Genomic DNA, 11290 nt, shown 5'->3' on the forward strand with positions numbered 1-11290 from the left:
TATCTTCTTGAGCGCTCTATAACGGTTATAGCTATGCTGCAACGAAACATAAAATAGGCGCTCTACCTGCGATTGTTCAGTAGAGCGCCTGTTTCTCGACGTGCTGTTAAATTATCGGTCTATCCGTGCTGGCACTATGTCAATGCGATTTAGTGACTCCAGAAAACGTGTCGGGCGGATTGAAAAGATTTTCATTTCTGCGTTGCCTCTAGCGCCGCGATGGCTCTGGCAAGTTCGTTTGCCTCCTCTGTTTCGCCATTGCAAAACATCAGCCCGCGCATAACCTCTAACAGAATATCGACCTGTGGGTCAGTCAACCGGTTAAGCGCCTCGGACGCAAACCTGCGTTTCGTTTTCGCAACGTCTATGTACGGAGGTGGAGCCATTTTCGGCGCAACGTAGCGCGCAATATCTGCGTCAGGGTCAGCGGCCCCTCGCCTGCGCAGTATCTCCGAAACGGCCCTAAGCACACACAGAGCTCTGTGCGGTTCGAGATCGTCGCGTCTTGTCCAGTTCGTAACCGACGCCCGTGATACCTGTAACTCGGCGGCTAGCTCTTTCCGGGGAATGTCGAATCTCTTGAGTAGCTCCACGATACCGCGCCCGCCGTCGAGGAACGTTGAGAACGGAGGGACGCCGAAGCGCCACGCCCCCTCATTGAGCCTTTCGACGGCCTCGACGTTTAGGGAAATTGCCCTCGTTTTACCGTGCTTATCCTGATGCTCGATATATTCGGCGTCCATCACGCCTCACCGCTCGACAAAACGGCTTGCATGGTCTGGGCCGCGCGTTGCTTGCCCTCGGCTGTCGCGTCGGCGTAGATGTTGAGCGTCATGGCGGCGTTCGAGTGCCCCATAGACGCCGAGATTGCCTTAATGTCCACGTGGGCGGCTACGGCCATGGTTGCGAACGTGTGCCGCAGGTCGTGGAACGTCGGGCGGGTTCCTCTCGTCCCTTTCAGCTCCAGTGCCTCGGCAAGGTTGCGCCACCTCTGCCAAATCGTGTTGGGGCGCATGAAACCGCCGCGGATGTCCCCGAGCACGTAGAGCGCCCCGGTGAAGGGCACGCCCGCAGCGAGGCAAGCGGACTCCATCTCCTCGCGCCGGGCCACGAGATCGGCGGCAAGCTCTGAGCCGAAATACACCGCGCGGGCGCTGCCGTCGTTCTTGGGGTCTTTGGCGTAGAACCTCGTCCCGTCGCGGCCTATGCTGTCCTCCACCTTGAGCACGCCGCTATCAGTATCGACGTTCGCCCACCGGAGGCCGCATATCTCGCCCTCCCTCATGCCCGTGTATAGGGCGATTTTCACCCCGAGCATAGCCGGGGTCATGCCCGCCACCCTGAGTACCTCGCGCACGGTTCGCACGCCCTCGGCGGTAAGCGAGTTGGGGCGCGGACGTCCGGCCTTGGGCGGCTTTACGCCTCGGGTCGGGTCTTTGCCCAACAAATCGGTATCGACGGCCTGATTGCACGCAGACCGTAGCAGCGTGAGCGCCTTTTTCATCGTGCCGGGGGCGTACGTCTCGCCCATCTTGGCAACCCACGCCCTCACCATGTCCGGGTTGAGATCGGAAAGCGCCACCTCCCCGAGCAGCGGGGAAATGATGTTGTCGAGCAGACGCCCGTACTCGTTGAACGTTGACGGTTCGATGCTCGGGCGCTTGCCGTCGATATAGCGGCGAACGTAGGCGGCCACGGTGAGTACCGTTTCCGGGTCGAACCCCAGAACCGCCAACGCCGCGCCCTCGCGCTGCCTCTGGTTCCACTCGGCCTCCATGGCCGCGCGCCACTCCTCAAGCTCTTTCTGGGCCGCGCGTTTCCCGGTGGCCTTGAGGGCCTTGGTCGTTTTCCTCCTCGCGCCGTCCTCGTCGATGTATTTCAGCGCCGCGCGGTATTTCCCGCCCCTGCTTTCGAGGTTCGCGGCTATGTAGTGCGTGTACTCCATGCGTGCTCCGTAGACCAAAACGTAGACCAAATGTAGACCAAATAGCGTGTATCTCTTTGGTCTACGTTGCACATTATGGCACATAACGTGCGTTTTACCTGCAACGTTAGCAACGCCTTTTATCTCTTTGAACACTTGTGTGCAAGATTCCCAAGCTGACACTCGCGGGTTCGAGTCCCGTTGCCCGCTCCAGTTAAGAGCACAAGCACGGCACCATCACGGTGCCGTGCTTTTTTCAATAAAGTGCCGGGACTCGAACCCGACAGGGTGCGAGCGTTAAGCAAACGCGAAGCGCTTGTAGCGAGCAGGCGAAGGCGCCGACAGGCGCCTGAAGCCGGTGCAGATTTGCGAAGCAAATACGCGGATGTCCCCATGGCCGCTCTTGCGGCAAAATGTTAGGTTAATGCCTGCTGCCCATACTTGCACCTGCGCACGGTACAATGGTTGGGTTACGACCAACGTGCCAATAACCAAAAAGGAGCCGCTATGATCGATCGCTATACCCGCCCGGAGATGGGACACATTTTCTCCCTCGAGAACAAGTACGCCATTTGGCAGGAAATCGAGGTCTTGGCCTGCGAGGCCCAGGCGGAGCTCGGCAAGATCGGTATTTCCAAAGACGAGGCCCAGTGGATCCGCGACCATGCCAACTTTGAGAAGGCGAAGGTCGATGAGATCGAGGAAGTCACGCGCCACGACGTCATTGCCTTCCTGACCAACATGAAGGAGTACATCGATGCCGATGTTCCCGAGGGCGACCCCAAGCCCAGCCGCTGGGTTCACTATGGCATGACCAGCTCCGATCTGGGCGACACGGCCCTGTGCTACCAGCTCACCCAGGCCTGCGACCTGATCATCGAGGACGTCAAGAAACTCGGCGAGATTTGCAAGCGCCGTGCCTTCGAGGAGCGCAACACGCTCTGCGCCGGACGTACTCATGGCATCCATGCCGAGCCGATGACCTTTGGCATGAAGTTTGGCTCTTGGGCTTGGGAGCTCAAGCGCGATCTGGACCGTCTTGAGGATGCCCGCAAGAACGTTGCCTTTGGTGCCATCTCGGGCGCTGTCGGCACGTACAGCTCCATCGAGCCGTTTGTCGAGGAATATGTCTGCGAGCACCTGGGCCTGGTTCACGACCCGCTGTCCACGCAGGTTATTAGCCGCGATCATCACGCCTACCTCGCCGGCGTTCTTGCCACCACCGCGGCCACTTGTGAGCGCATCGCTACCGAGGTTCGCAATCTGCAGAAGACCGATACACTCGAGGCCGAGGAGCCGTTCCGTAAGGGTCAAAAGGGCAGCTCCGCCATGCCGCACAAGCGCAACCCCATCACCATGGAGAAGGTCTGCGGCCTGTCGCGCGTCGTGAAGGCCAACGCGCAGGTTGCCTTCGACAACGTCGCCCTGTGGCACGAGCGTGACATTTCGCACTCCTCTGCCGAGCGCGTCGCCCAGGCCGATAGCTTCATCGCGCTCGACCACATGTTCCAGTGCCTCATCCGCGTTATCGACGGCCTGCAGCTGTATCCCGCTCGCATGATGGCCAACCTCAATAAGACCCGCGGCCTCATCTTCTCCTCCAAGGTGCTGCTCGCCCTCGTCGATACGGGCATCACCCGCGAGGACGCGTACGCCATTGTGCAGGAGAACGCCATGGCAACCTGGCACGAGGTACAGGATTGTGTCTCCGGCCCCACCTTTAAGGAGCGTCTCGAGGCCGACCCGCGCTGCACCGTCAGCCAGGAGAAGCTCGACGAGATCTTTGATCCATGGGACTTCCTCACCCGTATCGACACGGTCTTTGATCGTCTGGAGCAGCTGAGCTTCGAGTAGGTTCGGGCATAACGTTAGCTTTTTAGGGCGCTTTGCTGGTAATGTGTGTTGCCGGCAAAGCGCCTCGTTGCATTTAGGGAAAGACGGGGATAATAGTCGTCTCGAATAACATTCTGAGAGGGGATCGCATGATTTCGTTTGATTACAAGCCTCAGGGCGTGTGTGCTCGCAATATTCACCTTGACCTTTCCGATGACGGCAACAAGGTGATAGGCGTTGAGTTTACCGGTGGCTGCGACGGCAATCTCAAGGCAATCTCCAAGCTGGTCGAGGGCGCTCCTGCCGATCGCGTAATCGAGGTTCTCGCCGGTAATACCTGCGGTATGAAAAAGACCTCCTGCGCCGACCAGCTTACGCGCGCCATCGAGGCCGCTCGCGCCGAGATCGCCTAATGGGTATCGCCGATCACATCAAGAACGGAATATCGCGTCGCGGCTTTGTACTCGGTGGGGCTGCCGCGGGCGCTGCCACGGTGCTTGCCGGATGCTCGAAAAAAACGGGTACCAGCGATGATGCCGCCGGCGAGCCGCAGGTTATCAAGGACGATTCCAAAATTATCTCGATTACGGATGAGTATGAGGCTGTCGACATCGATCTTGAGCCGGCGGCGTCGTGGACGCTGCCTCTGGGTACGCTGCTGTACTACTGCGACGGCGATTACGCCGCGGCGATGATGGCGCCCGCATCGGCATTGCACGCCAACACGCTCGGTGTGCTCAACCTGGGCGATGGCTCGCTTACCACATTAATCGAGGATCCTGTCGAGGGCACGGGATATGCATTCTACGATGTCCGCGCCGGCGACGGCGTATTCGCGTGGGTTGAGATGAACTTTGCCAATTCATCGTGGAAGCTCTACGCTCAAAATCTGTCGGGCGCTTCGCTCTCTGGCGATGTGGTTGAGCTCGATCGAGGTGGCAAGGACTATGATCCGCCCCTGTTTACGGCGTTCGGGTCATCAGTCATCTGGTATAAAATGCCTTCGACAGGCGGCAATAAAACGAGTAGTGATTCGTTTTGCTATCGTCGCTCACTTGATGAATCCAAGGCCGAGACAATTTGGAAATCGACGGGCCGCTTTGCATCGGCCCCGCGCGCGAGCGACGGCATTTTGACCATCTCGCCGCGTGTCCGCAACGACGAGGGCGTCTACTACGGCATAACGGCAATCGATCTGACCGACGGCAACAACACCAAGCGTGCCCAGCTAGTCCTTCCCTCGTCAGTCTCGCCTTTCGAGGCCGTGTATATGGGCGATACCTTCGTGTTTTCTATCGAGGCGGCCTATAGCGGCGTGGGCAGCCTGGGCAATATGGGCACGTATATCGGTAATGAGGGAGGGCCGTACCTCTTTCTGTCACGCGAGCCGCTCGCATGTGCGGCTGGCAAGAAGAATAAATACCTTGTTAAGGTACAGGCGTCGCATTTCCTGATCGACACCTCTGCCAAGACCTATGGCTCGCTGCTGTCGCCCGACCGCGCTTTGGAGTATGGCGATTATCCAGCTACGGCGGGAAAATCGGACTCATTCCTTACGTACGCCACGGTGCGCAACAGCCAGGGTATACCAGAGACGGTCACTGCACGCCTATTCTCTCTTTAAGCTTAGAGGGGTTAAAAAGGCGCCAACAGGGGAATAAACGCGTTGTAATTGTGAGTACCGCCCGCCGAGCTGCCGCGTCATAGCGGCATCCGGCGGGCTCAGGTGCGTTAAAATGGGCTTGTTCTTAGCTAATTGAGACAGGGGGGCCGTGTTATGGCTTCAGATGCAAAAAAGATTCTGCTGGTCGAGGATGAGAAGGCAATCCGTGACGCCGTCGCTGCCTATCTCGAGCGCGAAGGCTACTGGGTTGTGGGCGTCGGCGACGGTCAGTCCGCGATCGAGGAGTTCGAGAAGCATCAGTTCGACCTGGTCGTGCTCGACCTTATGCTCCCCAAGATTCCCGGCGAGCGCGTTTGCCGCACCATTCGCGATACCTCGGATGTCCCCATCATCATGCTGACGGCTAAGGGCGAGATCGAGGACCGTATTATCGGTCTTGAGCTCGGCGCCGATGACTATCTGATTAAGCCGTTCTCGCCGCGCGAGCTCGTCGCCCGCGTTCGTGCTCTGTTCCGCCGTGCCCATCAGGCCGACGAGCCCGCCGTCGAGGTGCTCGACTTCGGCGATCTGGTCATCGATATCTCGGGCCACAAGATCTTGGTCGAGGGCAAGGAAGTCGATCTGACGGCTTCCGAGTTCAAGCTGCTCACCACGCTTGCCCGCCATCCCGGCCGTGTGTATAACCGCATGGAGCTGGTCGAGAAAGTGCTCGGGTATGACTTTGAGGGCTATGAGCGCACCATCGATAGCCACGTGAAGAATCTTCGCGCCAAGCTGGGCGATGATCCCAAGAAGCCCAAGTGGCTCTACACCGTCCATGGTGTCGGCTATCGCTTCGAGGCTCCGGCCAAGACCGATAAGTCGGACGAGAAATAGGGAAATCACATATGACACCTGCGCGCTTTGAAATCGGACAAAAGCACAAGCAGGAGAGCGAGGCGGGTTCCAAGGCTAGTTGGAATACGCCTCGCTCCGATTCACGGCCAACGATGAGCTATCCCTCGCGCATGGCACTTGCTTTTGCTCTGACATCGCTCATGACGGTATTGGTGCTGGTGGGCGTTGTCTCTGTTGTGTGGGGCACGGTCTTTTCGGATTACACACGCTCCAATATCGTCGAAATCGCAAATTCCGCTGCCGAGAAGTTGGCAACCTCATATGAGGAAAACGGCTCTTGGACCGCGGGAGAACTGCGCACGGTCGCAACGTCGAGTTTGGTTTCCGACGATCTGGGTATGCAGGTCGTCAATAAAAAGGGCGTGATCGTTTATGACGATTCCTGGCCCTCGGCAAGCGCCACCGCCGATGTACGCGAAAACCAGGCTACGACCGACGACACGAGCGGCAAGAGGGCATCGCATAGCCCGGTCTCGTCTGCTCCAACCGACTCCGATAGCGTTGCTAACGTCGAGATTGTAACGTCTTCCGGCGAGCATGTCGGACAGGTAAAGCTGTGGGCCATCGGCTCCGACGCTCTGCTCACCAAGGCGGACTCTGCGTTTAGGGAGAAGACCTTTAACGCCATGGCCCTCGCCGCGGTTGTTGCAATCTGCATTTCGGTCGTTATCGGATCGCTCGTGTCGCGCATGCTCACCAAGCCGATTCATCGCATCACCAGTACCGCAAAGCAAATCCGTGACGGCGACCTGTCGGCTCGCACGGGACTGCGCGGTGATGACGAGATCGATCAGCTGGGTGAGACCTTCGATGAGATGGCCACTTCGCTCGAGAAGGATATGAAACACGAGAAGCGCCTGACCTCAGACGTTGCACACGAGCTTCGCACGCCGCTTATGGCCATGCTCGCAACGGTCGAGGCCATGCAGGATGGCGTGTATCCCACCGACGATGAGCATTTGGAAACCGTTGCTTCCGAGACGCGTCGCCTGGCTCGTCTGGTGCAGCAGATGCTCGACCTGTCGCGCATGGAAAACAGCACGGCTCCGCTCAACCTTGAGCCGGTGGACATGGTTCCTTTCGTGCGTTCCATCGTTAATGCCCAGGAGCGCCTGTTTGTCGACCGCGATCTGCGCCTGCGTTTTGCGGACGAGACCCAGGGTCACGACGATGTCGTCGAGGCCGATCCCGACATGATCACGCAATGTGTTATCAACTTCATGAGCAACGCCATGCGCTACACCCCCGAGGGCGGTTGGGTCGTGGTGTCGGTGCTCAGTGACCGCAAGCACGTCAGCATTGCCGTTTCTGATACCGGCATCGGTATTGCCAAGGACGATTTGTCGCGCATCTTCGGGCGGTTTTGGCGCGCCGATGCCAGCCGCGCCCGCGAAGCTGGCGGCCTGGGCGTTGGCCTCGCCGTGACCAAGCAGATCGTCGAGCGTCACCATGGCTACATATCCGTGGAGTCGGAGCTTGGAAAGGGTACGACTTTTACAATTCATCTGCCCCGCGAGCACACGGCAGACGCGGCATCTACTACAATGGAGCACTAGCTTTTCGCTATTCGGTGAAGGAGGGGCCGCGTCCCTGCCGCTCCGAGTTTGCGAAAACATGCGGGAAAGAACCCGCATTTCTGTCGTATTTAGGTAAGGAGTGACTCACGTGACAACGATGGAGCGTCGTCCGGATTCCCGTGGCAAGGTTCGTGATATTTACGATGCCGGTGAAAACCTGCTGATGGTCGCCACCGACCGCATTTCTGCGTTCGACTTCATTCTTCCCGACGAGATTCCGTTTAAGGGAGAGGTACTCAATCGCATCTCGGCATTCTGGTTCGATAAGTTTGCCGACATCGTCCCCAACCATCTCGTTTCCATCGACCCGGCGGATTTCCCCGAGGAGTTTGCTGAGTATCGTGACTACCTCGCTGGCCGCGCCATGCTGGTTAAGAAGGCCCAAACGATTCCTATCGAGTGCATCGTCCGCGGCTATCTGACCGGTTCGGGCAAGAAGACCTACGACGAGAACGGCACCGTCTGCGGCATCCAGCTGCCTGAGGGCCTGACCGAGGCTTCCAAGCTTCCTGAGCCGCTGTTCACGCCGTCCACGAAGGCCGAGATCGGTGACCACGACGAGAACATCTCGTTCGAGCGTTGCTGCGAGATCGTGGGCGAGGACATCGCCACGCAGATTCGTGACCTTTCCCTCAAGATCTACAAGGCTGCCGCCGAGTACGCCGCGACCCGTGGCATCATCATTGCCGACACCAAGTTCGAGTTTGGTGTTATTGATGGCAAGGTCACGCTGATCGACGAGTGTCTCACGCCCGACTCCAGCCGTTTCTGGCCTGCTGCCAGCTACGAGGAGGGCAAGATCCAGCCTAGCTACGACAAGCAATTCGTCCGCAATTGGCTCAAGGCCAACTGGGATATGACGGGGGAGACCCCGCACCTGCCCGCCGAGGTCATCGATGGCACGTCCGAGCGCTATCGCGAGGCCTTCCAGATCATCACGGGCTCCCAGTTCACAAGCATGAAGGAGAACGCATAAGTGAGTACCCGTAGCGCCACGAACAAGCGCACGCAATCCCACGAAGTTACCGGGGTTGCGCGCAAGTCTGCCGCATCTGCTAAGCCCGCCCGCCAAGCAGCGAGCTCCGTTCGCGTCGTGCCGGCTTCGTCTAAGGCACGCCGCAAAGAGCTCGAGAAGGGCGAGAACCTCGAGGGCCTCTCTAAAGAGGAGAAGCGCGCCCGCAAGGCTAAGCAGCGCGCCAAGGAGGACCGCATCTATACGGTGTCGAATATCCTCCTCAAGCAGGACGAGGACTACACCAAGCGCCGTCGCATCTGGTGGATTGTGCTCGCCATTGGCATGGTGCTCGTCGTGGCAATTTGGGCCTCGCTGTACTTCGCTCCCGCTGGCATGGTGTCCAGCCCTGTCCAGATGGTCGGCATTGTTTTGTCCTACGTCATCATTTTGGGCGACTTTATCTATGACTTCGCTCGTATTCGTCCCTTGCGCAACATGTACCGCGCGCAGGCCGAGGGCATGTCCGAGAACAAGCTCAACGCTCTTATTGAGCGCGCGGCTGCCGAGGAGGACAAGAAGGACTCCAAGAAGAAGTAGCGTTTGCATACATACTTATCGCTAAGATATAAGGCGCGTCGTTTTTGCGGCGCGCCTTTTTACTGTTCTATAGATAGATGGAGTGGCACATGATTCGAGCTGCCCTGACGGTCGAAGAGGCCCTGGAGGGTATGAAGTCCCTGGAGCCCAAGATTAAAAACTATGCGCGCCTGGTTGTCCGCAAGGGCGTAAACGTTAAGCCCGGCCAGGAAGTCGTCGTTCAGTCTCCGGTTGAGTGCGCGCCGTTTGCGCGCGTGGTGGTCGCGGAGGCCTATGCTGCCGGCGCCGGCCACGTGACGGTCATCTGGGCCGATGATGCCGTGACGAGGCTCACGTACGAGCATGTCGAGAAAAGCTATTTTGAGCAGACGCCCGAGTGGAAGCGCCTGCAGCTGGATTCCCTGGCCCAGGACGGTGCCTGCTTTATCTTTATCGAGGGTGCGGACCCCGCCGCCCTTAAGGGCATCGATCCCGCTAAGCCCGCTGCAGCTTCTAAGGCAAAGAACACGCAGTGCAAAGTTTTCCGCCGTGGACTGGATTACAACATCAATCCGTGGTGCATCGCCGGCGCTCCGGTCGTGGCTTGGGCGCGCGAGGTGTTCCCGGGAGACGCCGATGAGGTTGCAATCTATAAGCTGTGGAATGCGATTCTGCACACCGCGCGCGCCGATGGCCAGGACCCAGAGAGCGACTGGGAACTCCATGACGCCGCATTCGAAAAGAACCTGCGTTTCCTGAACGACAATCGTTTCGACTACCTGCATTACAACGCGGCAAATGGAACCGATCTGACGATTGGCATGACGAAAGGTCACGAGTGGGCCGGCGGCAAGGGCAAGACGCCCGATGGGCACCCCTTCTTCCCCAACATTCCCACCGAGGAAGTCTTCACTTCGCCCGATCGCATGCGCGCCGACGGTATCGTGTACTCGGCCATGCCGCTCATCCATCACGGCAATAAGGTCGAAGATTTTTGGATTAAGTTCGAGGGCGGCCGCGTGGTGGACTACGACGCCCGCGTGGGCAAGGCAACGCTCGCAAGTATCATCGATACTGACGAGGGCGCTGCTCACCTGGGAGAGGTCGCGCTCATTTCCAAGAACACGCCGATCCGCGAAAGTGGTGTTCTGTTCTACGATACGCTCTATGACGAGAACGCTAGCTGCCATCTCGCGCTAGGTGTCGGTTTCCCCGAATGCATCGAGGGTGGGTATGACATGTCCAAGGAGGAGCTCCTGGAGCATGGCGTTAACGTCTCGAGCACGCACGTCGATTTTATGATCGGCACGGACGACATCGATATTACGGGCATTACGCCTGATGGACGTGAAGTTGTGATTTTCCAGAACGGCCAATGGAGTTGGGAATAGTCCCAGACCGTGGTACAATGCCACCCGCGGGCCGTTAGCTCAGCTGGCAGAGCAGGGGACTTTTAATCCCAAGGTCCAGGGTTCGAACCCCTGACGGCCCACCCAAAGATTGTTGAGACGGTCAACTTCGGTTGGCCGTCTTTTTTGTTGCCGGTGCACGGGTTCGAACCCGTATCTATCTATATATAAGAACGCTTGGCGAACAAAACCCGCCTTTTACCGATGGGAAACAAATAGCTGATGCCTTTGGAGTAAAGTAGCGCTCCAGAGATGACCGATGTCTCAATACTCATAAAACAGCTGGTCATCGCCAATATCAGAAGCCAATGCTTCAGTTTTAACCTCAGTGACGCGACTGAGGGATCTATTCATTTGTGAACAAAATATGGAGTGCGCGATTCCCGCCCCCGGGGCCCCTCCGGTCTGGCAATATATCTCCTTGCCGCGCGGCCCGGTCGGACCGGATGAGCCGCAAAGCGTGCACCTTGAGAACCGGATACTGCGAGGATGGAC

10 protein-coding genes and 1 tRNA gene are annotated in these 11290 nt (G+C 58.3%); 9 read left to right on the plus strand and 2 right to left on the minus strand.

The window, feature by feature from the left end; all coding sequences use genetic code 11:
• Positions 1 to 191 precede the first annotated feature (191 nt).
• Positions 192 to 743 (minus strand): hypothetical protein, encoded by a 552-nt coding sequence (locus I1969_RS02725; protein WP_195232644.1) that lies wholly within the window; start codon positions 741 to 743, stop codon positions 192 to 194.
• On the minus strand, positions 743 to 1945 hold the full coding sequence (locus I1969_RS02730; RefSeq protein WP_195232646.1) for a tyrosine-type recombinase/integrase: 1203 nt from the start codon (positions 1943 to 1945) through the stop codon (positions 743 to 745). The genes I1969_RS02725 and I1969_RS02730 overlap by 1 nt, the downstream gene beginning before the upstream one ends.
• A 486-nt stretch (positions 1946 to 2431) precedes the next feature.
• Here I1969_RS02730 and purB point away from each other — a divergent pair, with 486 nt between their 5' ends.
• From purB to I1969_RS02775, 9 genes are all read left to right on the plus strand, one after another.
• Positions 2432 to 3778 (plus strand): adenylosuccinate lyase, encoded by a 1347-nt coding sequence (purB, locus tag I1969_RS02735; protein WP_022093797.1) that lies wholly within the window; start codon positions 2432 to 2434, stop codon positions 3776 to 3778.
• 128 nt (positions 3779 to 3906) lie between these two features.
• Entirely contained in the window at positions 3907 to 4170 is a 264-nt protein-coding gene (locus I1969_RS02740; protein ID WP_022093796.1) for a TIGR03905 family TSCPD domain-containing protein, read from the plus strand.
• Positions 4170 to 5381 carry a twin-arginine translocation signal domain-containing protein gene (locus I1969_RS02745; protein ID WP_022093795.1) on the plus strand — a complete coding sequence of 404 codons (1212 nt, stop codon included), beginning with the start codon at positions 4170 to 4172 and terminating at the stop codon, positions 5379 to 5381. Before I1969_RS02740 ends, I1969_RS02745 begins: the two co-directional genes overlap by 1 nt.
• Positions 5382 to 5534: 153 nt before the next feature.
• Positions 5535 to 6257, plus strand: a complete 723-nt coding sequence (locus tag I1969_RS02750; protein WP_006236208.1) for a response regulator transcription factor — start codon at positions 5535 to 5537, stop codon at positions 6255 to 6257.
• A gap of 11 nt (positions 6258 to 6268) precedes the next feature.
• Entirely contained in the window at positions 6269 to 7834 is a 1566-nt protein-coding gene (locus I1969_RS02755) for a sensor histidine kinase (protein WP_195232648.1), read from the plus strand.
• A gap of 118 nt (positions 7835 to 7952) precedes the next feature.
• Entirely contained in the window at positions 7953 to 8831 is an 879-nt protein-coding gene (locus tag I1969_RS02760; RefSeq protein ID WP_035136481.1) for a phosphoribosylaminoimidazolesuccinocarboxamide synthase, read from the plus strand.
• Complete coding sequence (locus I1969_RS02765) at positions 8832 to 9407, plus strand: ABC-2 transporter permease (protein ID WP_022093792.1); 576 nt, start codon at positions 8832 to 8834, stop codon at positions 9405 to 9407.
• Positions 9408 to 9496: 89 nt separating this feature from the next.
• Positions 9497 to 10777 (plus strand): aminopeptidase, encoded by a 1281-nt coding sequence (locus I1969_RS02770; protein ID WP_195232650.1) that lies wholly within the window; start codon positions 9497 to 9499, stop codon positions 10775 to 10777.
• 28 nt (positions 10778 to 10805) lie between these two features.
• Positions 10806 to 10878, plus strand: a tRNA-Lys gene (locus I1969_RS02775).
• Positions 10879 to 11290: the final 412 nt, after the last annotated feature.

This window comes from Collinsella aerofaciens, assembly GCF_015548375.1.
GTDB classification, from domain to species: Bacteria; Actinomycetota; Coriobacteriia; order Coriobacteriales; family Coriobacteriaceae; genus Collinsella; species Collinsella aerofaciens_AB.

Excerpts from the sequence above, each read along its gene's own strand:
- I1969_RS02740 (WP_022093796.1), top strand. The coding sequence starts at position 3,907 with ATGATTTCGTTTGATTACAAGCCTCAGGGCGTGTGTGCTCGCAATATT.
- I1969_RS02755 (WP_195232648.1), top strand. The coding sequence starts at position 6,269 with ATGACACCTGCGCGCTTTGAAATCGGACAAAAGCACAAGCAGGAGAGC.
- I1969_RS02730 (WP_195232646.1), bottom strand. The coding sequence starts at position 1,945 with ATGGAGTACACGCACTACATAGCCGCGAACCTCGAAAGCAGGGGCGGG.
- I1969_RS02745 (WP_022093795.1), top strand. The coding sequence starts at position 4,170 with ATGGGTATCGCCGATCACATCAAGAACGGAATATCGCGTCGCGGCTTT.
- I1969_RS02725 (WP_195232644.1), bottom strand. The coding sequence starts at position 743 with ATGGACGCCGAATATATCGAGCATCAGGATAAGCACGGTAAAACGAGG.
- I1969_RS02770 (WP_195232650.1), top strand. The coding sequence starts at position 9,497 with ATGATTCGAGCTGCCCTGACGGTCGAAGAGGCCCTGGAGGGTATGAAG.
- I1969_RS02760 (WP_035136481.1), top strand. The coding sequence starts at position 7,953 with ATGGAGCGTCGTCCGGATTCCCGTGGCAAGGTTCGTGATATTTACGAT.
- purB (WP_022093797.1), top strand. The coding sequence starts at position 2,432 with ATGATCGATCGCTATACCCGCCCGGAGATGGGACACATTTTCTCCCTC.
- I1969_RS02750 (WP_006236208.1), top strand. The coding sequence starts at position 5,535 with ATGGCTTCAGATGCAAAAAAGATTCTGCTGGTCGAGGATGAGAAGGCA.